The organism is Clostridium sp. UBA7791, from assembly GCF_002480755.1.
Taxonomy (GTDB): domain Bacteria; phylum Bacillota; class Clostridia; order Clostridiales; family Clostridiaceae; genus Clostridium_J; species Clostridium_J sulfidigenes.
On sequence record NZ_DLCT01000013.1, the window covers coordinates 385,769 to 409,105 of the forward strand.

The 23,337-nt window shown below is 30.6% G+C and carries 19 protein-coding genes and 1 riboswitch; of the genes, 2 read left to right on the forward strand and 17 right to left on the reverse strand.

From position 1 onward, the window contains the following. Positions 1–196: 196 nt before the first annotated feature. Positions 197–1,252, forward strand: coding sequence for an ArsR family transcriptional regulator (locus tag B3Z56_RS17230; RefSeq protein WP_346879253.1), 1,056 nt, complete (start codon positions 197–199; stop codon positions 1,250–1,252). An 85-nt stretch (positions 1,253–1,337) separates the two neighbouring features. Here the strand turns inward: B3Z56_RS17230 and B3Z56_RS17235 are convergent, their stop codons facing one another. From B3Z56_RS17235 to B3Z56_RS17250, 4 genes are all read right to left on the reverse strand, one after another. After that, positions 1,338–2,024 (reverse strand): phosphatase PAP2 family protein, encoded by a 687-nt coding sequence (locus B3Z56_RS17235; protein WP_346879254.1) that lies wholly within the window; start codon positions 2,022–2,024, stop codon positions 1,338–1,340. A gap of 201 nt (positions 2,025–2,225) precedes the next feature. Continuing rightward, positions 2,226–2,984 carry a class I SAM-dependent methyltransferase gene (locus B3Z56_RS17240; RefSeq protein WP_346879255.1) on the reverse strand — a complete coding sequence of 253 codons (759 nt, stop codon included), beginning with the start codon at positions 2,982–2,984 and terminating at the stop codon, positions 2,226–2,228. A gap of 222 nt (positions 2,985–3,206) precedes the next feature. Then, a complete protein-coding gene (locus B3Z56_RS17245) occupies positions 3,207–4,514 on the reverse strand; it encodes a Na+/H+ antiporter NhaC family protein (protein ID WP_346846387.1) in 1,308 nt (435 codons plus the stop codon). Positions 4,515–4,638: 124 nt separating this feature from the next. Then, a riboswitch (SAM riboswitch) is annotated at positions 4,639–4,748 on the reverse strand. Positions 4,749–4,970: 222 nt separating this feature from the next. Further along, positions 4,971–6,389 (reverse strand): PLP-dependent aminotransferase family protein, encoded by a 1,419-nt coding sequence (locus B3Z56_RS17250; RefSeq protein WP_346879256.1) that lies wholly within the window; start codon positions 6,387–6,389, stop codon positions 4,971–4,973. A 163-nt stretch (positions 6,390–6,552) separates the two neighbouring features. On the opposite strand from B3Z56_RS17250, the gene B3Z56_RS17255 reads away from it, so the two are divergent. After that, entirely contained in the window at positions 6,553–7,026 is a 474-nt protein-coding gene (locus B3Z56_RS17255) for a pyridoxamine 5'-phosphate oxidase family protein (RefSeq protein WP_346879257.1), read from the forward strand. A gap of 267 nt (positions 7,027–7,293) precedes the next feature. Here the strand turns inward: B3Z56_RS17255 and B3Z56_RS17260 are convergent, their stop codons facing one another. The 13 genes from B3Z56_RS17260 to B3Z56_RS17320 form a co-directional block, all read right to left on the reverse strand. Then, positions 7,294–8,148, reverse strand: coding sequence for an AAA family ATPase (locus B3Z56_RS17260; protein WP_346879258.1), 855 nt, complete (start codon positions 8,146–8,148; stop codon positions 7,294–7,296). A gap of 512 nt (positions 8,149–8,660) precedes the next feature. After that, positions 8,661–9,659, reverse strand: coding sequence for an AraC family transcriptional regulator (locus B3Z56_RS17265; protein ID WP_346879259.1), 999 nt, complete (start codon positions 9,657–9,659; stop codon positions 8,661–8,663). A 29-nt stretch (positions 9,660–9,688) separates the two neighbouring features. After that, positions 9,689–10,699 (reverse strand): DUF4037 domain-containing protein, encoded by a 1,011-nt coding sequence (locus B3Z56_RS17270; protein ID WP_346879260.1) that lies wholly within the window; start codon positions 10,697–10,699, stop codon positions 9,689–9,691. A 402-nt stretch (positions 10,700–11,101) separates the two neighbouring features. Next, positions 11,102–12,325 carry an alpha/beta hydrolase-fold protein gene (locus tag B3Z56_RS17275; RefSeq protein ID WP_346877052.1) on the reverse strand — a complete coding sequence of 408 codons (1,224 nt, stop codon included), beginning with the start codon at positions 12,323–12,325 and terminating at the stop codon, positions 11,102–11,104. A 258-nt stretch (positions 12,326–12,583) separates the two neighbouring features. After that, positions 12,584–13,429 (reverse strand): GNAT family N-acetyltransferase, encoded by an 846-nt coding sequence (locus B3Z56_RS17280; protein ID WP_346879261.1) that lies wholly within the window; start codon positions 13,427–13,429, stop codon positions 12,584–12,586. 195 nt (positions 13,430–13,624) lie between these two features. After that, positions 13,625–14,482 (reverse strand): AraC family transcriptional regulator, encoded by an 858-nt coding sequence (locus tag B3Z56_RS17285; RefSeq protein ID WP_346879262.1) that lies wholly within the window; start codon positions 14,480–14,482, stop codon positions 13,625–13,627. A 132-nt stretch (positions 14,483–14,614) separates the two neighbouring features. Beyond that, positions 14,615–15,142 carry a GNAT family N-acetyltransferase gene (locus tag B3Z56_RS17290; RefSeq protein WP_346879263.1) on the reverse strand — a complete coding sequence of 176 codons (528 nt, stop codon included), beginning with the start codon at positions 15,140–15,142 and terminating at the stop codon, positions 14,615–14,617. Between the two features lie 120 nt (positions 15,143–15,262). Continuing rightward, on the reverse strand, positions 15,263–15,571 hold the full coding sequence (locus tag B3Z56_RS17295; protein ID WP_312654259.1) for a hypothetical protein: 309 nt from the start codon (positions 15,569–15,571) through the stop codon (positions 15,263–15,265). Between the two features lie 356 nt (positions 15,572–15,927). Then, complete coding sequence (locus B3Z56_RS17300) at positions 15,928–16,221, reverse strand: hypothetical protein (RefSeq protein WP_414633088.1); 294 nt, start codon at positions 16,219–16,221, stop codon at positions 15,928–15,930. A gap of 102 nt (positions 16,222–16,323) precedes the next feature. After that, on the reverse strand, positions 16,324–17,448 hold the full coding sequence (locus B3Z56_RS17305) for a radical SAM protein (RefSeq protein WP_346846381.1): 1,125 nt from the start codon (positions 17,446–17,448) through the stop codon (positions 16,324–16,326). 507 nt (positions 17,449–17,955) lie between these two features. After that, positions 17,956–19,740, reverse strand: a complete 1,785-nt coding sequence (locus B3Z56_RS17310; protein ID WP_346879264.1) for an ABC transporter ATP-binding protein — start codon at positions 19,738–19,740, stop codon at positions 17,956–17,958. Continuing rightward, complete coding sequence (locus tag B3Z56_RS17315; RefSeq protein WP_346879265.1) at positions 19,730–21,280, reverse strand: ABC transporter ATP-binding protein; 1,551 nt, start codon at positions 21,278–21,280, stop codon at positions 19,730–19,732. Before B3Z56_RS17315 ends, B3Z56_RS17310 begins: the two co-directional genes overlap by 11 nt. Before the next feature lie 348 nt (positions 21,281–21,628). Continuing rightward, on the reverse strand, positions 21,629–22,813 hold the full coding sequence (locus tag B3Z56_RS17320; protein ID WP_346879266.1) for a radical SAM protein: 1,185 nt from the start codon (positions 22,811–22,813) through the stop codon (positions 21,629–21,631). Between the last annotated feature and the right edge of the window lie 524 nt (positions 22,814–23,337).

Below are 23,337 nucleotides of genomic sequence, written 5' to 3' on the forward strand. Positions count from 1 at the left end.
ATATTTTATATAATATCATCTAAAATTAGATAAGTAAATATTTTTATTCATAATTCTGAATAATCTATCAAATTTTTATTATTTAAATTTTAACAATATAAAATCAATTTCTTTTTTATTCTTGACAATACATGAAATCAATATTATTATGTGGTTATAATTTTTCAATGAAATATAGATAAATAAGGGGGGCTTTATGGATATTAAATTTAACAAAAACCCAGGTGAAATCATTGACGTATTTTTAAGTTTATCCATAATAAACAATAGAGAGGCTGATAAAAAAGATTTAAGTGAAACTTCATTTAAAAGAAATGAAAAAATAGAAAAGGTAATAGATTCAATTATAGAAACTGATAAGGTTAACTTTGATAACTTTCAGTTATTTTTTAATGAAGATGTTTATACTAAAGATGTATTTACTTTTGATGACATATGGAACTTTGAAACTTTAAATGACTATTTAGACTTTTTTAGAAATATAGAAACTGATGATTTGAGAAAAAGACTAGCCCACAAAATTAACAATGAGCTAGAAGAGCTTATGCTGGAGAATTATACTCCTGAGGAAGTTACCAAAAGCAATGATTCCTTGTTAAAATATATACGAACAAAAAAAATAAATCCCGTATTTAAATGGGAAATATATTCTATTCTTAACCACAAAGATGATTACATGAAGGATTTTTTAAACTTCATAAGTGATTATCTTAAAGTCTATGAAGAAATTGACGTAATAAGAAAGGTTGAAATAGATAGTTTTAATGATTATATTGAAGATAAATTAGCTAAGGATGGCATTGACTATTTAAATCAGCTAACAAATAATGGCATAAACTTTAAAAATTATAATACAGTACATGTTTCTACTTCTGTATTTTCAGGTATTTTGTTTAGCTCTTCCACTAAGTCAAATGATTGTTACATAATAATTGGTTCTCCTATGAGAGATGGTGTGAAAATTGTGTACGGTAAGGATGAAATAGAAAAAAATATTTCAGTGTTTAAAGGTGTTTCTGATAGTACAAGATTCTCAATTATTAAACTCCTCCTAAATAAAGATTATTATGGACTAGAGCTGGCTGAAGCCATTGGAATTTCTAATGCTGCAGTATCATATCACTTGACCAATCTTATGATGTCTGGTGTAGTTACTGTAGAAAAAGGAGATCATAAATGCTATTATTCTTTGAATAAGGAAAGATTAAAGGAAAGCATAACTTTTTTATGTAATGAATTAGAATTAATATAATCTGTTTATAAATTTTAAGTTAAAAAGAGGGTGAAAAGCCAGTTGTAAAATGAATCCTGGCCTCACCCTCCTTGATTGAATAGACTTATTTAAAAGCTTCTACTTTATCATCTTTCTTTTTATTTTTAATAAATCCCTTTAAGTAATTTTTATTGTAAAATAAGTATTCTATAAACTTATAAACTGCCTCCACTAAAACTAACCCAGCCAACAAATCAATAATCACATGCTGTTTTACAAATTGAGTTGAGATTATAATTAACCATCCAACTATATTAAATCCAAGCTTATATTTTGTTGGCATATTTTTAAGCTTATTTATTCCCTTTAAAGCTGAAAAAGTTGCTGCTACATGAATACTAGGAAAACAATTATAGGGGTTGTCCCTACTATAAATAAACTTTACAAAATTGCATAGAAAATCATCATGGATTATTATTGGCCTTGGAACATAGGTTTGAAAATTTAGATAAATTATAAGACAAATACAATTAACTATATTTAAAGTCAAAAGTGAAATGAAATATCTTTCCTCATCACAATAACACATTATTATAAGTGAGATTATTAAGTTTGGCATATACATCATATATGGAATAATGAATACACTTACAAAAGGAATTAAATCATCTATATCTGTATATACGGAATGTAATTTGGGATTCTGATAATTATTTATAAAAAAATAGCATATACTACTTATTCCTATGGAAAATACCCATAAATATGGTTTTATAGTTTTCACATTATATTTTTCTAGTAACCATTTCATAAATTTCACCTTCATACGAGAATATTATATATTAATATTATATTATTTGTAATTTTTTATCTACGTTAACATTTATAATTAATCAAAAATTTAAATATAATTTTTTATATCTACTACACAAAGCTATTACTTTTTCGTATTTGATCACTCCCTAAAGGAAAAATCCCTCAGACCGTAGTCTGAGGGAACATTAATATATTTCTATTTAATAGCAACAGCTTCAAAGGTAACGACTTGCTCAGAATTCGATGGATACTGACCAAATTTATAGTCTGAAGAAATCACAATATTTTTAAATCCTATACTTTCAAGTATTAGTCTGAACTCTTCTACACCATACCATCTTAATGGGAACCGCTCCAATTCAGTTTGTAAAAGTACCCCTTCACGCCACTTTTCATATCTCCCATGGGAAATGGTATATTGATTTATATAGTCAACCTCTACAATTTTATTTTCTAATGTGATTATATCTCCATTAGAGCAGTCCCAAGTTTTTGTGGAAACTGTACCTGTTGAAATATCTGTTTGCAAAAATATATCAACAATTAATCTACCACCATTAGACAAATGCCTATAAAAGTTTTGTAATGCTTTTATTGAATCTTCTCTATTATGTAGTAGAAGGAAGGTTCCAGTTGGCACTATAATAGCATCATATTTTGTATCTTGTGAAAAAGACTCCATCTTACCTTCAAAGAGTTTAGGATTCAAACCTCTTTCTTTACAATTATGCTCACATATATTTAACATATCTTTTGAAATATCAAATGCATCCACATTTAATCCTTTTTCTAAAAGCGGAATTAATATACGCCCCGTTCCTGTTGCAGGTTCAAGAATAGGTCCTTTACAAGACTCTAATCTATTCATGTAAAATTCTACATCTCCAAAAGAATGCCCTATAGGCTTATCCATATCATATACTTCTGAAGATAATCTACCATAATAACTTAACATCATTTATCACCTTTCTTCCTTGATTTATCGTAAATACTTATTGGGGGACATACTATACAATGACCTTGTACTAATAATATTTTCGATTCTTGTCTATAATTCAATGTCACCTCTAACTGCCCCGTTCTAATAAGTTAATTTTATTATAACAACAACCTTTAAAGAAAACTGTTCCTGTTTTGCTAAGTATTTATAATAAAATATGATTTCAAGTGAATATTCTTATAGCTTCTCTTTGATTTTTAATTTTAAATAAGGTACAAATACAATTGCTATAAGGGCACTTATCCCCATTAAATATGGATAATAAAGATATTTCATTATGATAAATGGTGACAATTTAGCTAATGCTGATGCTGATAAAAGTTGTGCACCATAAGGAATAATTCCTTGGGACACACAAGAAAACATATCTAATATACCCGCTACTCTTTTAGGTTCAATATCATATTGATTGGATATATCTTTAGCTATAGGCCCTACAGTAACTATAGCTATAGTGTTATTAGCTGTACATATATCAACTAAACTTACTAATGTGGCAATTCCAAATTCAGCTCCTATTTTACTGTTAACTCTTTTTGTAATAAATCCTAGTATAAACTCAATTCCTCCATTGAATTTTATAATTTCAACCATTCCACCAATTATCATTGAAATTATTACAAGCTCAGACATTCCCCCAATTCCTTTGCCTATAGCCTGCAATAGACCTATTATATCAAAGGCTCCCGTAAATATTCCTATGCTTCCTGCAAATAAGATTCCACCAACTAGCACTAATAACACATTAACCCCTAAAAGTGCCGCAAGTAATACTCCTACATAAGGTAAAACTTTAACTAAACTATATGAATAATCCCCTACTACCTTAGAATCTTGCCCCAATGTTATAAAAGTAAATATTAAAGTTGTTATTATTGCTGCTGGCAATACAACTGTAAAATTCATTCTAAATTTATCTCTCATCTCACAGCCTTGAGTCCTGGTAGCTGCTATAGTTGTATCAGAAATCATAGAAAGGTTGTCCCCAAACATTGCTCCACCAACTACAGCTCCAACCACTAAAGCTATAGGTATACCTGTCTTAGCCGCAATTCCTGTAGCTATAGGAACTAAGGCTACTATTGTTCCCATGGATGTACCTATAGATATTGCTATAAAACATGCTATTATAAAAACTCCAGCTACTAGTATGTTACTTGGTAAAAATGTTAGCCCTAAATTAACAGTAGATTCTACAGCCCCCATAGTTTTAGCAACCTCTGCAAAAGCCCCTGCCAATATAAATATCAGACACATTAAAATGATGTTTGGTTCTCCTGCTCCCTTGCAGAATACATCTAACTTTTTATCTAGTGATACTTTTCTATTCATAAATAATGCTACTAATGCTGCTAATAAAAATGGTACAGTTACAGGCATAGCATAAAAGTCCTTTGTAACTAATGATATCCCCATAAAAACTGCTATAAAAATAAATAATGGTAACAAAGCAATAGCACTGCCTTTTTTCAAGTTATCTTTCATTTTTTCCTCCTTAGTTAATTAATGTTTTAATTGTTTTGTATAAGATTTAGTGATCTTAGGCATCTGAAAATAAAAAACTTCTTGCCTTACCTAAAAGATAATGCAAGAAGTTATGTTCTTCCAATTCTTATCTTCCAGGTTAATCCTGCTGGATTTAGCACCATAAAGTTTTAAATAACTACCTTTGGTTGCCGGGCTTCATAGGGCCAGTCCCTCTGCCTCTCTTGATAAGATACTATATTATATTTTTAAATTCTTTATAAGAATAGCATTGGTTTATTATTATGTCAATATAATTCAATATAATTAATCAAAAGCATTTTTATCCATCTTTTATCAAAAAAATCCTCAATTTCTTTTTCTATTTGTTTATGGATAACATCCTTGCCATATTATATATTTAGTATACATTTATTTACCTACCATGTCTTCCGAAGTTTCACCATTGAATTTTCATTATGTTAATGCACTGAACCATGCAGAGTGTAGCAATGCGATACCTTCTCGTATCTGTTGTTCATTCAGTAAACTGTATCCTACAAATATAATGTTTCGCGGACATTCATTCCTATCATTCCAAAATGGAATCATAGAATATACTTTGACTCCGACTTTTTCTGCCTGTTTAATAAGCCAATCTTGTTCTTCACCACCCGGGAACTCCAAAACGAAATGCACCCCTGCCCCACGACCATGTAATATTACTTTTTTGCCAAACATTTTCGTCGCTTCCTGTATAAATATATCATGACACCTTTTGTAGGCGATGCACATTTTTCGAATATGACGCTCATAATTTCCCTCTCTCATATATGCAGCTAAAACACGTTGCGTTAACCATGATACAGGAGAACTATGAGAACAAAATAAACTATGATACCTCTTTAGGAGGCGTACTGGCAACACCATATAGTTCACCCTCAGAGAAGGGGAAAGAGACTTTGAAAAAGTTCCGATATAAATAGTACGATCTTCGGCATCTAAAGAGTGAAGTGCTGGCACTGGATTGGAATCATATCTGAGTTCGCTGTCATAATCATCCTCAATGATGTAAGCATCGTTAACATTTGCCCAATTAAGAAGTTCCTTACGCTGCACAATTGACATTACAGTTCCATAAGGAAATTGATGGGAAGGTGTTACATAAGCAGCACATGCGTTAGAGCAGCAAATTGATGAAAGGATAAGTCCATCTTTACTAGCTGGGATTGCATACACGTTATAATTGTTGTTTATAAATACATCCCTTGCTCCATTATATCCTGGTTCCTCCATTGCAATGGTGTCATTTTCTTTACGCAAAAGAGTGCACAAAATGTTTAAGGAATATTGTAGCCCACTACCGATGATAATTTGTTCCTTGCTACAAACCATACCTCTTGATTTGTACAGGTGTTTTCCGATTTCTTCTCTTAAAAACAGATCACCCTGTTTATCTGGATAATGATTAACTACTTCTTTTTGCGATGATAGGAGAATTTGAGATGTGTATTTTCGCCATAACTTGAAAGGAAATTGCTCATAAGGAAGTGTACCGTACTGAAAATCATATAGAATCACAGGTTTCTTCAGCTCTGATTTTTTGGTAGATAAGGCATTTATACCTTGCGGAACATAGTTTCTCTCCGTAAATTCACTTGAAGTATCCATAACAAAAAATCCTGACCCATGTCTTGCTTGAATATATCCCTCCACAGCAAGTTGGGTATAAGCCTGACTGACAGTATTGCGTGCAATACCTAATGTTTGGGCTAGTGTACGAATACCTGGAAGCCGTTCTCCATGTGCAATATTTCCTTGTTCAATATCTTTTTTGACCTGATTATAAATTTGAAGATACATTGGATCATTTGAATTTTCTTGAATATAAATCATATAATTATAACCATCCTTATACCAAAGTGTATCCTATATTATATCATATAAGTGTAACTTTTAATAGGTTCACTTCTATGCTACAATATGTTTAATTCTATATCAAGTACATATATATCTTGAATAGAAATCAAATTTATATGATTAGGAGGATAATTAAGTTATGCAATATAGAATGAAGAAGTTTCAATTAACGTTGGAGCAGATTGATGAGCTCCTTCATCGTGCTGATACCGGACGATTAGCTACTATCAATGAGGATGGTTATCCATATGTGGTTGCCATGCACTTTGTTTATTACAATAACAAAATTTATATGCATGGTCTACCAAAGGGACAAAAAATCGATAATATAAATAGAAACCCCAAAGTATGCTTTGAGGTTGATGAATTGTTTGGTCTCTTGACTGACAATATCGAGAATGCCTGTGACACCGAAGCAGAGTACAATAGCGTCGTAATTGTTGGAAACGCTTCGCTACTTGAGGACTTGGATTATAAACATGAAGTGTTAAATAAGCTAGTTGAAAAGTACACTCCGCAGTTTGCTGGAAAAGAGCTTCCTGATAAAATGATTAAGGGTACAGCTGTGATTGAGCTTGATATGGTAGAGTGTACAGGAAAATATCATAAATAGAGCAAAAGATAAACTTATTTTGTCTAATTGCCATAAAAACCAAATATGATTTTCCAATAGAATTTATCCCGCTTTTTATTGCGGGATATTTTTTTATTATCCTGCTCTAGAATTGAAAAGTAATTCCTATTAGTTATTAGACGTCACTAACTTTTCTTTCTTCTGTCTACCATAAATTTTCGTAATCACCCTGATTTTTACTATGAAATCCTTCCTTTTATTAAATTGGCTATAGAATACTAATCATCTATCTAATCTCCTACATCGTCAAAACTCCTTTTCATATCTTTTGAAAAATTCGTAATATGAACGCACATTTTCTAATTCCGTCCACTTTTTCACATCAACTGGATTTTCATCAAGATCATATATTTTTGCTCCACCCATAGCAAGGAGAAAAGGTGAATGTGTTGATATAATAAATTGACATCCTAAAAACCGTGCAGAGTCCTCGATAAATTTCATTAATTCCATCTGACGTTTGGGAGAAAGGCTGTTTTCAGGCTCATCCAATATGTATAATCCATTTTCTCCAATTTTTTCAATAAAATATCGAGATGCACTTTCTCCATTTGAATACTCCCTTACATTATCCATAACTTCATTTCTCACAAACTTTGACTGGGTTTTACTCCTAGCAGTATTTACTTTTTTTAGTTGCTCATATTCTTCTATAGACTTCATTTGGAAATGAGAATATTTTGCATCTAAGTATTCTTCAAAAAGTTTTTCCCGTTTTTGATCAATTCTTTCGTTAAGGTTTCGGATATTCAACATATAATCAAATACATCATCACTTGTTATAATTCTGCTATTTTTAGGGATGTCATCTTCAAGTTGCATCTCACACATATTGACATAGTCAGGATAAAAATTAGATTTATTATAGATAGAATCTCGATTGATCCCTGTTTTTTCTGCTATCACATTTAATGCCGTTGATTTTCCCGAACCATTTCCACCATATAAAATCGTAACTGGTTCAAAATCAATTCTTTCAAAACTATGTTTTGATAATATCTTAAATGGATAAAAGGAGTCGTAGCACGTTCTTTTTTCCTCTAGTAAAAAATCAAATTCTATATCATCATTTGGAAATGTAAAAACACTTAAATAAACCATTATAATCACCCTTATCATAACACTATAATATTTGTATTTTTTATTTTGTCTATCATAACCTTTATAACCATCTAATTTTCACTATAACCCTGCCTATTTATTACATCCACAAAGTTAACAAAAGCCCTCAAACCCGCATGACCAGAACAACTAGTTTACTAGTTATATAGTTTTATAGTTAAATATATAAATAGTTTTCTATAAACCTATTTCCCTATGTAAATATTTATATAGAGAACTAGTCATATTTATCTTTTACTTTATTATAATATTTTATTATCAGCTATGCACTACTATCACTATGATTTCATCCTAATGAAAGTTAGATTTTTAAATTGTTTTTTATTACAGAAGTGGTATAGTTAAAATAATTTTTATAAGGTTAACAATATTGCTTGTATATAGTGCTAATACCAAAAGGATTATAGTACAATAAGTAACACGTAGAAAGAAAGCACCAAGATTTTATTATCTTAGTGCCTTTAAAATAGTTTTTGTATCTAGTATTTAACCTATTGATTTAATAGGGCGTGCTTCAATATATCCTCTGTACCCCACATTGGTGCAAGCTGAAATCTTGGTGCAGTTTCTGGTGCCCACTGATATCCATAAACAGTAGGATCAAATTTTTCAATATGATTCCACACTTCATCGATTGCATCCATAAAATCATCATCATTATAGGATTCACCTTGAAAAATCATTAATTTGCAAGGTGGTAATTCTATAAGTTCATACCCATTAGGAATATCATTTGTGTAGTCAATGGGAACTTCTACACCTTGCACATATTGTGATGTTCCTTCTTTAATAAGATGTTTTGGCAGCCACATTCCAATTGGTTCATATATGGCTTCTTTTACACTTGTTAGTACTGACCATACATCACACCCTACCTCTTCACAATATTCAAAATAACCCGTTGCTTTTTTCCCTCGCCTTAACAAAACCTTTCGTGAAGGACGCTGAATAACCTGTACAAATACAGATTTGGTATTAAAATTATCACTCATCTTTTTTCCTCCTTTATGAAATGCACGGTAGGTATCGAAAACTTTCTGAGGCATAAATAGTTTTATTGGTGGTGTACATTGACTATATCTTCTTGGCGGCATCCCAAATTCCTTTGAAAATGCTCTTGTAAACCCCTCGTGTGAGTCAAAGACAAAATCCATCGCTACATCTATAATCTTTTCATTACTATCACGTAGTATTAACGCAGCTTTAGTAAGCCTTAATGCACGAATATAGTCAAATGGTGCCTTACCAGTAACTTCTTTGAAAAGTTTTGCAGCATGCCATGGTGAATATCCTGCCACAACAGCTAGTTCTTTTAACGTAATCTTTCTTAAAATATTAACATCAATGTACTCTTGCATACGTTGTACCGCCATAATAGTTTCAGCCTCACTCATTCTTCCACCTCCAATATCTAAAGTATATATCATAAAGAATTCTATTTCTTGACCTTCATTGCGAATAAAAAAGAGCATTTTTCTTCTCTTAATCACTCTACTAATATACCACTTATTAATAAACCTTATATTTCTAATAATACTTTTTCTAAAATTTCATAATGCCAATAATATAAATCCTCGGTTTTTATTGAAAAAGCTTTTTCTTTATCAACAATTATTTTTCCATTTTTAATAGTTACAAAACTAAAAAAAGGTTCTCCTGATAAAAAGGATAAACTGGCATTTTCACTCCATTCCTCAACTGTTACAAAATCATTTTCAAATAGCAGTTTAAGTAAGTCATAAAAGCTTTTTTGCATAACTCTAAGCTTAAAATGTGGACACTCTTTTTCAACAATATATAAATCTATTTCTTCCCATAACTTTTCAATAACACTTTGCCTATTAATTAAACTTTCTAATGATAAATCTCCTGTACTCATTACTTCAAGAATTCTTGTTTCCCATTGTGTTGGTGTCCAAGAAAGAGTTCTACTAAAATGAATAATCCATTTTTCATGTGGAATGTATTCACCATTTACTATAAATAGAGCTTCTACTAACTTAGTGACAGCATTATTAATCATATAATGACCTTGCACTGTATCCCCCCTATGAATCCATATATCACCTGCTAATCTAAAATACCACCAACAATCAAAAAGTAATCCTTCAGCTTGTAATGGTTCTGGTTTATTTATAAGTTTATCTCTTACAAATTTTTTTATTTCTCCATTGGGATCATATAAAATTTTTGCGTAAGATAAATCCCATAAAGCAATACTATCCCAAGATTTCTGTTTTTCTTCCTCCAAATTTAATATCTTTATATCGTAAAGATATTTTTGAGCCATTGTAATCCCAATTGGTATAGGTGATTTTCCATTATTCCATAGTTCATAATTTTCTTTATCTAAATAAATAACTATGTCAATTTCAGATAGATAATCTACATAACCTCGAGACATCCCTCCATTTAGGGTTATTCCAATTACTCCTTCCAAAGATTTAAGCTTTTTTATACTATTTTGTAATTCTAACATAAAATCATTAATTTTATTTTCACTTTTTAAGTTTACATATGGCCTTTTCATAATAATATCTCCTTCTTAAATTAATCTTTTTATATAAAATATAAATGTAACAGTATAATTTAAATAAAATAAAAAGCCGTAGATTTTACTCTACGACTTCTATCATAAAAAGATAGTTCAATTGCCTAGAGAGTAAAATAAAATCATATACTAATAAAATGGTTCACCAAATAAACTGTCACATCAAACAGTTTTACCACTCTATTTTAATAAATGATTCTATCTTACTTCTCCGTGCCAAATTATACTTTTTGATTACATAGTACTAATTTGACCGAATGGCACTCCACCTTTCAAAATTACACTGTTACATATGAAAATTATACACCTAATTGAAATATTTGTAAACATTATATGTTAGTTTTGGAAATCATACTCAGAATATACTATTTAGCCATATATTTAATAGCAAGTTTCTCCTATTAATGAAATTAATCCATTAGCCAATGTTTCACCCCATGATAAGTAATCATGTCCACTATTGAAGTACTCAAAATAGACATCATATCCCTTTTCTATTAAAACATCTTTTAATATATTATTTGTACCAATCATACCTTCTTTATGTTCTAGAACCCCTACATTTAAATAAAACTTAAGTGGTAACTTTTCTATTGTCTTAAATTTAGTACTTATCCAACAATCTAGTTCATGACCATCATGATCTTTTGGTTTGTACCAATAGGAACCTGATTGAGAAAGTACATTTCCAAAAACTTCGGAATGTTTTAATCCTAAATATGATGCCGTCAATCCACCTAAACTTAATCCTCCAATTATAGCTTCATCAGCTTGACCAGAAATATTATAATTATTTCTAATCCATGGAAGTAGTTCTTTAACAATCATATCTCCAAAGGCATCATCACAACTTAATTCTTTATCTCTCATTCCTATAGAGCCAATAAATATTGCAACTATAGGTTCAATTTTTTTATCTGCTATTACATTATCTATTACATTTCTAGCTGAAAGAATATTAATGTACTCCTCCGCGTCAGTTAGAACTAAAAACTTATAAGGTTTATCATCTTCATCATAACCATAAGGTGTATAAATAGTAACTCTACGACTACCTTCTATATTTTCACTATAAAACTCGTGTTCATGTATGATTCCTTTATGAGTATCATTTCTTTCTTTAACCCAAAATTCTTCCTCTGCATTTGGCATTACTACATATGAATCTACTTCATCTTCATCATCATTTTCACCTTTAAAAACTAATATATTTTTATTTAACTTATCATATTCTAAGTTATTCCATCTCTTTTCACAATTAACATCAAGAGAATCATTAACAGAAAAAGAGTATTGAAAGCGTAATTTGCTATTAATTTCATAGCTTGCATACCATATATCTGTATCTAAAAGTCTCTCCATTTTATTTTCCTCTAAGTTATCTCTCCCTATTGGTAATATAAGAACTATATTTTCAATATCTCCATTGCCCTTATAAACAAAAGTAACTAAACTATTTTCCGAATCACCATCTATCTTCTCTATTAATGGAGCATTACCTTTCTCTATGTTATTCCAAAACACTTGTATAGCTTCAGTGTTTCCTAATTCAATCTTTTCTTTTAATTTCATAATTACTGAACTCTTTAGCATTGTTCTTTTCATATTTTTTCACTCCTCTATTTCTTATAGCTCTATATATCTAAATGACTCCTTTTTCATCCATATATAAACCAAAGTACATGTTAAACTTATTAGTCATCAACTCTACTCAATTGCCTATAACATCAGTTGTATGCATGCTTAAAATCCCCATAATATATATTTCTATAACCTACTTATTTTTCAATATACGCATGCTATAATACCACAATATATTACCCGAGTTGAGTAGCCAGCCTATGTTATGTCAGATCAATAAAATCATATCTTCAAAAGCATTTCATACTGACTAACACTATATTCAAACCCTAATTGGAGTAAAAAGTTTTTAGTAGATTCAGATTGATCATCTACGTTAAGAACGCTAATTTTATGTGGATCTGTATTTTTTATCATATCTGTAATTATACTTCTTGCAATTCCTTTACCCCTATAATCCTTATTCACTGCTATTTGTGGAATATCTCCTGTTTTCTTATCAATAATTCCATAGCCAACAATTTTGTTATCAAAACGCACAATAGAATATTGAAATTCTTCTGGTATAGCACTTATAGAATCAATAGAGTTCTGCCAAGATGGCTGAAAATCCCAAAATCCTGTTAATTGTCTTAAGTTAATTTTGTCAACATGTTCAACCATATAGGTTGTTATTGGATTATATTTATTTTTATCTAGATGAAAACATTGGAACTCTCTTTGAATCTCGAAGCCTTGTTTTTTATATAGTTCAACCGCAGATGTATTAGATTTAATTACTTCAAGCAAATATTGCTCTACTTGCTTTTCTTTAAGCTCTTTTTTGATATTTAAAAGCATATTGCTTGTGATACCTTGTCTTCTATATTCAACTGTAACGCCTGTCCCAAGATCATATACTGTTGATTTTCCATTCCAATTTCTAAATCCATTTAAAACGAATCCTACTAACATTTCACTTTTAAATGCACCTATGGACATTTCGGAGACATAACCCCTTCTTTGAAGCATTTGCTTAAACTTCCAGATAGGTAAATCCATCTTAACCTGATAATCAGAAAATGCATCTGAAAACGTTTTATGAAGTGTTTCAATACTTGTTTTATCTAATATTTTATAACTAAACATTTCTTATCTTCTCCTTTATATTATATAATCTTTTAATTTGGCAATAAGTTTGTCAATATTCTTGAAAAAATATTTCTTTAAAGATATGCTTAATATTTATATTATATGTGTTCTTTTAGTATATCACATTAACATTTGCTAATTACATAAAAACCAATACTTAATAACACTAAGTATTGGTTTTTTATCTTTTATTTATTTTTTCTTAACAGGAATCCAAATTTCACTGTAATAATTTTCATCCTGATTACCCTTTGGATAATCAGCTATATTTGTATACATTTCAATGTTATAACCAGCTGCAATTTCATAATCTTTACAGTTAGGTAGCCATTCTGAGAAGATTTTTTGGTTTACATCTTGCAATGATTTTGGCATTGCACCCTTGCAGGCAAAAACAGCCCAAGTGTGCTTAGGAATAATCTTTGTAATAAACCCCTCTGGAGTTAATGTGGATGGAATATAATTATCGGCAATCAAGTATTCAAATTCATCTGAACCCATACTCTCATCAATGCATACACCGTACATTCCGCACACAACTTTACCCTTTCCTGTTTGATAATGCTCTGTCCAAAACTGTGGAATTTCTCTAGTTGCACTATCATATTTAAATACCTTTGATACTCCCATAACTGTAAATGAATCTTTTTCAACAATTTTGTAATCCATAATATAACCGCCTTCCAATGAAAATTTGATTTTTAAGGTCCCAAAAGATTTAATCATTGCTCCGTCTTTTCGAACTGCAGTAGGTGTGACACCATGGAAACGAGTGAAGGCTTTTGTGAAACTATCTGGTGAGTTATAGCCATATTTCACTGCAATATCAATAATTTTCTCATCAGTAGATACAAGCTCACTGCCGGCAAGAGTAAGCCTACGTTGTCTAATATACTCTCCAACCGTAAAACCACAAAGCATTGCAAATCCTTTTTGGAAATAAAAAGGTGACACCAAAGCTTGTGTTGCAATTTCCTCTATTGTAAGTTCCTCGGTGATATTTTCCTCGATGTAACTAATAGCTTCACCAATACATTCAATCCATCCCATACTCATCACTCCTGTCTACATTTATATCATATTGCTTTTCAAGCAGTTATTCCCGACTTTTTTTGTTATGTTTTGTCTGGAAGATTAATTTTTAAAGCTTGGCCAACACCATAATGCCGTAGATAGATTATGTTAAATGGTTAGATAAAGGGAATATATATTATGCAAATATTTTTTATCTCTAAATAATTCATAGCTTGAACCAGATAAAACAAATCCAAGATTTTCAACAAGACGAATTGACCTTTTATTGTCAATATAAATGCATGCACTTATCTCTTTTATATTCATATTTCTTATGGCGAATGTAATAATTTCTTTAATTGCTTCTTGCATATACCCATTTCCCCAAAATTCTTCTTTAAGATCATAACCAATTTCCACTTTATACTCTGTGTGATTCCAACAATGAAACCCACATGTACCCATTTTAATCCCATCTGATTTTCTTATTATAATCCAACGATTCTGTAATCGTGGTTCCTGCTGTGTATAAAAATTAATAATTTCATCTGCACCTTCAACATCAGTTAATGGCTCAGCATCAAATAGGTATCTATTAACTACATCATCTGAAAATTCGCTAAATATAAAATCTCTGTCATCACTGGATATGTTTTTAAGAAATAATCTATCTGTTTCTATATTATTAAAAAACATTATTTCCTCCTTTTATATAAAAAGTTTTCTAAAAATCTTTCAAAGGTGGATACTTTAAGTTTCGCAATTCCGAATCAGAAAAAACATTTCCACCCCATACTCTTTCTTTTACCTACTCTTCTAACCTTTTTTGTTGTCATCTATAAATCTCCATTGCAACTTATCTGCTACAATAAATGTATCCATAGGTTCATTTAAAAGTTTATTTTCACAAGGAGCTTCTGGATCAAACCAATCATTATTAGCCCAAAGTATATATCCCTCATGCATAGATAAATAACATGATGTAATATCACTAAAATAGTTTTTTTCATATCCTATTAAATTCATACGACGCAAACCAATAAACTGTAACTGAAGAGTTTTCAATACCATTTGGCTTTGAAAATTAACCTTCAATTTTGAAGTTTCAGCACTACAACCTGTCATTGTTCTTTCTTCATTAACGCTTGCACCACTTATATAGTCAACTTTACAGATACAAGAATCATGAAAGCCACAATATCCATTTAATAAATCTCAATATCATTATTGTTCTTTATTATATTCCATCCATCGCTCATTATATTTACTCCTTTTTCGTATGAATTAGTAACTTTATATGTACAACTCTTCATAATATAATACCATTATTTACTATAAATGTACATATTTTAAGAATTAATGACACAACTTAATCCATAATATTCTTACTGATTTTTAATACTTATTAAAAATTAAGAGAATCCTTTTTACATTTAGGATTCTCTTAAAATATTTATAATTTATATTAAATCTGAGCATTGTTAAATATTTAGTAATGAATTTGAAATTTCCTCAAATCTTTCATCAGATATACCAAGTTTTTTCTTAAATCTTTCACCTTCTAATCTTTCAATAATTACCTTGTTAGGAGATATTTCTTTAATAACACTTTTTAGTTTCTGTATGGATTCTTCATCATCGTTATAGCCCTTTAGAATAGTTACTTCTAATATAAATTTACCTTTATACTGCTCTCTAAAAGCTTTCATATTTGAAATATGATTCTCAAGATAATAATCTTTACATACCATTGAAAACCGAATACCATCAACCAATGTTATAAATATATTTCCACCCACAAAAGCCCTAGAGTGTGCATAAATACACTCTAGGGCTTGAAACCATTGATATAATTTTAATAAATTCCATTCATCTAATTAAAAAAACAGCTCTCCTACTTTATAGCCCTCAGGCAGTTCTTCTTCACATAAAAATTTGAAGTTATCATCCTTCAGTATTGGTAGAAATACTTCGTATGGTATCCTTGAAAACTCACAGCCATAGCTACTAGCTCCGAACCACTTACCTTCTTTGCTACTCAAGTTTAAATTTCTCGCAAATTTTGTATGATTTGAGCAATCATGAACTGCTAAATCCCAGTTTTCCTCTTCAGCTATTTTCATGAATTTAAGAGTTAATTCTCTGCTCCAAGTTGGAGATATATAACCATGTCTGGAAATATACATGTTTTCGCCTTCATAATTGTGTATGTTATTCTCATTTAAATGTAGCTCTGCACAATTTATAAAATCCAGATTTGTGTCTAAAATTGCTTCTTTTTTCTCAAAAAATCCTTCAAAAAACTCAGGAGTCATTGGAGTTTCAATACCTACATTTTTAATATATTTTTTAGCAAGTCCAATATTTTTTATAACTTTATCTGCACAACTAGTTGCCCCTAGGTTGAATCTTATCTCATCAAGGCCAGCTTCTGCTAAAGCCTTCAAGGTTTCTTCTGTAGCTAAAGTACCATTGGTATATAAATGTTGATGAACCCCTGCCTCACTAAACTTCTTTATAACAGGATAGTACTTTTCAATTTCCATAAAAGGCTCTAAATAAACATAGCATACCCCAGTAGGCTTCTTATGGATGGAAAGAAGTAAATCTATATCCTTCTCATAAAACTTTGTACCTCCGATTTCCCACATACCTTCACCTATAGGAGGCTGATCCTCTAATTCTCCATAGTTATAGCAGAATTTACACTCTATGTTACATTTGTTTGTTTTTCTAATTGCACTTAAGCCAGTTCCCATAAGACAAGAACGGCATCCCATTGCAAACTTTCTTTCATTTCCCACGAAATAAGTTCTATTCCCAAGAGTTTTTAAGTCTTTAATTTCTGACATTAAGATATTATTCCTATGATCAATTGACTCCTCTATTTGTGCAAAGGTAGCGTATATGATTTCCTGTTGTTTTGTCATAAGCTCCTCATCCTCTGGTAGCATGGCAAAAAACTCAAACCACATCAACGCATCTTCTTTTGAAATTTTCATTATGTATCCTCCTCTAATTTATCTTCTTAAAGATTCAATCTTAATTCTTCTTGTTATACTTTTTCACGTATTCTTCTTCAAAAGTCATACTCATTCGCTTTATTATATCACTTTCATTGTTTCCTTACTATGTCTTTGGAAACTTATAACTTTTTGCAATTAAAAAGAACCCTGATTTCTCAAGGTTCTAAATGTGTTTCCTTGTTAACATAGCTACAACTTTACTTTGTTGAAACTTGCTGTTTGTGTACCCCACATGAGCTTGGCATTATAACTGGCTTCTTAACAACGTTACTCTTAACTTTAATGATTTTCATCTTGTTCCCTCCTTTCTTTTTGATGTAGCAAGTTGCATACCCTATAACCTACATTATTGTTACATCTTTATCTATTGAAATGGCAAGTTTTCTCCTTTGTTGGATATATCCTAAAATAAAATCAAAGGGAGAATTCTATACCAGTTTCATCTAAGCAATAAAACACTTGTGATATTGCTATTAATTACGATTAGCTTTCTACATACCACTTACTTTGGGAATTATACAATTCTTGATACTTTCCATTTATACTAATTAATTCTTTGTGAGTTCCTATCTGAACAACTTTACCTTTGTCCATAACAACTATTTTATCTGCCATCTTAGTTAGAGCCAGTCGGTGCGTAACAATGAAAGATGTTTTTCCTCTTGAGAACTCGATAAATTTCATATATAACTTAGATTCTTCTATTGGATCAATGGCAGCAGTAGGTTCATCAAGAAGAATCATATTATGCTGCTTATAAAAACCTCTTGCGATGGCTACTCTTTGCCAATACCCTCCTGAAAGGTCCACCCCATCAAAATCTCGTGAAAGCATTGTATTCATACCTTGTGGAAATACTTTGGAATTCACATTTAAATCAGCTTCTTTTAATGAGTTCTCAACACATTGATTTATCACAGTGGTTGATGTATCACTTATAATAATATTATCCTGTAATGTCATCTTATATCGTTGGAAATTTTGGAATATACTAGATATATTTTTCATCAAGCTTTTATGGTCTAATGATTTTGTATCTTGATCATTAAAATATACGCCACCTTTATTGGGTAAGTAAATTCCTGAAATTAGATTTGTTAATGTGCTTTTCCCAGCACCATTTTCTCCTACAATTGCTACGATTTCGCCACTCTCAAATTTAATAGACACATTTGAGATAGCCTCTAGCTTACTTCCTGGATAGCTAAAGGAAACATCCTTAAACTCAATTTGTGGAGCTTTTTCATAGTTGATTTTCTTTTCTTCTTGTTCTTTTATATTCATAAATTTAAGATAGTTATCAACAGTACCAATCCGTTTCATTGCGTTTCCTATTATGTAGCAAATCATCTGTTCTAGCATACTCATAATCATTCCAGTTGAAGCTAAAACAGCACCAAAATTTCCTACTGAAATAGAACCGTCAAAAAGATACTTAATAAGCAATAAAAGTGTAAGTATATGTCCCAATAATGCCGAAATTTTAAATAACAGCTCAATTCTTATTGATTTAACTTGAGTATTAATAATTTCGTCATTCAGTGTTTCTAATTTATTCTTATATCTCTTAATAAAGAAATTATATGCTCCTAGTAATCTTGTTTCTTTCAACTTTTCTTTTCCAATGATGCATTCCTCATAATGCTCGCACTCTCTACGTAACGGTGCAGCCTTATCTTCAAGTCGAGCATATAATCTACTTTTAAACATTTGAGAAAGCATAACAGGGAGAGAAAATAGAAAGATAATTATAACTAAATTTGGTTTTAACCTATAAAGGTAAATACCTATAATCATAAAGTATGGTATGTAGATAAGTGTAGTATCCACAATTCCTGTTATAAGTGATACACTATTTTTTACACCTTCATGAGCCTTATTGATATCATCTAAAAAAGAAGTGTCCTCAAAACAAGCTGTTTTCTGCATGGCACATTTCTGATTAAACAATTTTTCAAGTTTTCCTGTAACTTTACGCTCATAATCCAAACCAAAAACTGTACTTATTCCATTCAATACTGGGTTCGCTAAAATGCAAAGAAGAAGTAATATAAAAGAACCAATTATTCTTGCTAACATTGCTTCACCAGTAATATATTTACCAATAACGTTAAAAAAGCGGTCAAGTGCTACAGTATTAAGGGCAAGTGTTAAACCCAATAGCAAGTCAATAATGCAAATAAATAGGAAGTACATTGGACAGGCACCAACTACTTTCCGAAAGGCCTGAACAATTGTAAGGAAGGAAGATTTTTTATTAGTTTTCATTCTCATACCACCTCCTCTGACTATGAAACATTTCTGCATAAGAACCATTTTTCGTCATTAGTTCATTAAAATTACCATGCTCGCTTACAGCTCCGTCTTCAATCACATATATAACGTCTGCAAGTTTCGTTGAAGCTAATCTATGACTAATGAGAAGTGTTGTCTTCCCATGATTAATTTTTTCAAAGTTCTCGTAAAGCCGACTCTCACTTACTGGATCTAGTGCTGCCGTTGGTTCATCTAAAATTCTCAACGATGCATTACTTACCAGTGTTCTTGCCATTGCAATTCGTTGCCACTGTCCTCCTGATAAATCAAGACTATCTTTTATAATTCTTCCAATATAGCTATCAATGCCTCTAGGTAGTTCTTGTACTAACTCAATTAATCCACTTTCTTCAATTGATTCTTGAAAACGTTGAGTGCTATAACCATTCACATTTCCTAATGTAATATTATCCTTCAAAGAAATCTCGTATTTTGCAAAATCTTGATATACCACAGCAAACATGGATTTTAATTCCTCCTGGCTGTACATCTTGATTGAAATATTGTTAATAAGAATATCTCCTTCAAATTCCTCATACAATCCTGTTAGTAATTTAGTGATTGTTGTCTTTCCTGAACCATTAGCTCCAACAAGAGCATAATGCTTTCCGCTTTCAATAACAAGGTTAAGGTTCTTTAAAACATCGCGTTTAGTTCCTGGATATCGAAATGTTACATTCCTAAATTCTATGCGATTCACTAAAACTCTATTCTCTGATGAAACGCATAAGTACTCATTCTTATACTTTAATGACAATAGACTCGTAAAATCTTCTAAGTATTCTTTGGATTGAGCTATTGCTTCAGTATACTCCGGCAATTGCCAAGCCAAATCTGGAATTAGCGATATCGTACTATTAACAATAGAAATAAATAGTCCTATAGACAATAAACCTCTTTTCAGCGGAAACACAAGAATTAAGATAATAACCGCTATCAGTAAGGAAGTTAAAATTCCACCAATTTCAGACTCCTTTAACCATTTTAAACTGGCTTTAAACTTGAGATTCCTAGCAACTTCGTATTGCTTATGCCACGAATCATTAATCTTCTTTGAGTAGTTAAAAAGAGTTCTTTCTTTAGCAGCATTTCTTCCTATCAAAATTTCTGATAGGTACCCAGCTTTTCTTATATGTTTTTCAGACTCTCGATTCGCTTCATAATTTTCCTTACCGCCTCTTATCGCAATACGGAATGTTGGTATTGCTATAAATGCAATTGCTAATGCCGCCCACGCAACCTTAAATAGAAGCACACCCATAATTCCTAGAATCTTAAGTATTAGACTAAATGCTCCCAAAACCTGTCCATAAGACTTAACACATTGAGTCTCAGGTTGTCTAGAAACCCTAGATATTAAGTCTAAACTCTGGTCATCCTCAAAATATTCATATTTAAGTGATGCAACCCTTCCTATTAAAGAAATAAAAAAATTCTCTCTTAAAATATTTTCAAGCTTAGTATTAAGATACTCTAATAATAAAGGAGACAAACTCGAATACAGTGAACATAAAACAATTGCCAATACAGATAACTTTATATGAGCTGCCCCTGAACCTTCTGTAAAAAATCTGATTGAAGAATTGATGAAGTATGAAACAGCTAGCAATGAAAGTGTTGGAACTACACCACTGAAAAAACTAACAACTGCAATTGAAATAGAATAAAAGGGACAGTAATGAATAGGAATGCGAATGATATCAAGTATCCCGAGTGTCTTTTTTGTGAACAAGTTAAAATTTGACATCTAATTATCCCCCTAAAATATTTTAGTGCTTAATAGTCACATGTGCGATTATAATAAATTTCTATAGCCTATAATTCATTATTAAAATCTAAATTAAGCAAAATGCTCATAATTGTCAATTATGCGTTGAAATCTTTCTTCTGATTCTTCAAGAATTTCTACAATTTTTCTTAATGAATACTCATAATGTTCTTTCATATAGCAATTTCCTGTTAAGTATGGGCGTTCTGCTTTACCTGAAATATACTGTGCTACACAGTCTCTACATATATTTCTTGCCCAACATTCATTGCATACCTTATTGTTTTTATTGTTGCATTCCCTTACCAATGGATCATTAATATCATATTTAATTAAACTTACACATGGGTGACGATTCCCATCGGTGTCAAAGGTTTCTAGAAATCCTTTACTCAACTCACAGCAAAAGTCATCAAAGCATATACCATGTAATAACGACTCAATTATTGCCTTTACAAAGATACTAATATTCTTATTTGGTGCATTTTTATAAATCTTACTATATGATTCATCAATATACTTTTCAATATCTTTTTCTTCATCTTGATTATCTTTTATTTTAAGCCAATCTATTTCAGTTGCTACTTCAGAAATATAGTATTCAACTCCCAAGCTTTCAAAATACGTAGCAAGTTCATCTCTACTTATATTGTCAAGATGAAATTTTGTCAATGTGCAATTAAGTTTAACCTTATCTGAAATTGCAGTTTCTTTTAATCGGTTTATAACACTAATTATTTTATGATGTAGGCAATTTACTCTAAGTGTATCATGAATGAAACTCGGACCATCAACACTTATTGTTATATTAAACTTATATTTTTCAAAAAAACTAATCATTTCATCATCAATTAATGCACCATTGGTTACAATATCATAATTTTCAATAATAAAATTAGCTTCAAGTTGCTCCACAATATGTTTAATAATCTTAAAATTCAAAATGGGTTCTCCACCAAAAAAGCTAACCTTAGATATTTTATCATATTTATCTTGTAAGTATTTAACTGCTTTATCCGCAGCTTCCTCACTCATAATAGGACTTACCTCTCCAAAAAAATCTCCTTTTTCATAACAATAAGCACAGTTTCCATTACAATTTATTGTTGTTAGAAATAGTGCTTTCCCTAATGTTCTATCTGCCATTTCGTAAAATTTAGGCATTTCCTGAACATTTTCAAATGAATCTTTATATAACGTCAAGGAATTGCCATCAAAATAGTATTTTGATGTATTTACTGGAAATTCATATATCATTTTCGCACCTCCAATTGTCATTGTATTAATTTAAATCTATAATAATACATTCATTTCAAAACATCAGAAGACCTAGTCACTACTTAATCAGTAGTTGCTAAGTCTTCTTTTTGATTGGATTTCCATTTAAATAAATAGTAAGCGTATAACTCATTGTGTCTTTTGCATTACTATTAATTTATAAGTGCTCAAAATCTCTATATAGTAACTCAACATAAAATTTTGTAAAAAGCACTATATGAAACCCATACATACTGTATCGTCTATTTATTTCACTATTGTTTTAATTTATCACCATAAATAGCTTATTGTAAAATCATGGAAATAAATATAGTAATCAAAACTTTGACGATGATACTCTCATGTTTGAGAATGTATCAATAAAAGACTATTACTTTACATTGTTGTAGCTTGATTCTTATGCACGCCACAGTTGTTTGGTACGATAACTGGTTTCTTAACTACATTACTCTTAACTTTGATAATTTTCATTTGGTTTCCTCCTTTCTTTTTATATAGCATGA

Excerpts from the sequence above, each read along its gene's own strand:
- B3Z56_RS17230 (WP_346879253.1), top strand. The coding sequence starts at position 197 with ATGGATATTAAATTTAACAAAAACCCAGGTGAAATCATTGACGTATTT.
- B3Z56_RS17235 (WP_346879254.1), bottom strand. The coding sequence starts at position 2,024 with ATGAAATGGTTACTAGAAAAATATAATGTGAAAACTATAAAACCATAT.
- B3Z56_RS17240 (WP_346879255.1), bottom strand. The coding sequence starts at position 2,984 with ATGTTAAGTTATTATGGTAGATTATCTTCAGAAGTATATGATATGGAT.
- B3Z56_RS17245 (WP_346846387.1), bottom strand. The coding sequence starts at position 4,514 with ATGAAAGATAACTTGAAAAAAGGCAGTGCTATTGCTTTGTTACCATTA.
- B3Z56_RS17250 (WP_346879256.1), bottom strand. The coding sequence starts at position 6,389 with ATGATTTATATTCAAGAAAATTCAAATGATCCAATGTATCTTCAAATT.
- B3Z56_RS17255 (WP_346879257.1), top strand. The coding sequence starts at position 6,553 with ATGCAATATAGAATGAAGAAGTTTCAATTAACGTTGGAGCAGATTGAT.
- B3Z56_RS17260 (WP_346879258.1), bottom strand. The coding sequence starts at position 8,148 with ATGGTTTATTTAAGTGTTTTTACATTTCCAAATGATGATATAGAATTT.
- B3Z56_RS17270 (WP_346879260.1), bottom strand. The coding sequence starts at position 10,699 with ATGAAAAGGCCATATGTAAACTTAAAAAGTGAAAATAAAATTAATGAT.
- B3Z56_RS17275 (WP_346877052.1), bottom strand. The coding sequence starts at position 12,325 with ATGAAAAGAACAATGCTAAAGAGTTCAGTAATTATGAAATTAAAAGAA.
- B3Z56_RS17280 (WP_346879261.1), bottom strand. The coding sequence starts at position 13,429 with ATGTTTAGTTATAAAATATTAGATAAAACAAGTATTGAAACACTTCAT.
- B3Z56_RS17285 (WP_346879262.1), bottom strand. The coding sequence starts at position 14,482 with ATGGGATGGATTGAATGTATTGGTGAAGCTATTAGTTACATCGAGGAA.
- B3Z56_RS17290 (WP_346879263.1), bottom strand. The coding sequence starts at position 15,142 with ATGTTTTTTAATAATATAGAAACAGATAGATTATTTCTTAAAAACATA.
- B3Z56_RS17295 (WP_312654259.1), bottom strand. The coding sequence starts at position 15,571 with ATGACAGGTTGTAGTGCTGAAACTTCAAAATTGAAGGTTAATTTTCAA.
- B3Z56_RS17305 (WP_346846381.1), bottom strand. The coding sequence starts at position 17,448 with ATGAAAATTTCAAAAGAAGATGCGTTGATGTGGTTTGAGTTTTTTGCC.
- B3Z56_RS17310 (WP_346879264.1), bottom strand. The coding sequence starts at position 19,740 with ATGAAAACTAATAAAAAATCTTCCTTCCTTACAATTGTTCAGGCCTTT.
- B3Z56_RS17320 (WP_346879266.1), bottom strand. The coding sequence starts at position 22,813 with ATGATATATGAATTTCCAGTAAATACATCAAAATACTATTTTGATGGC.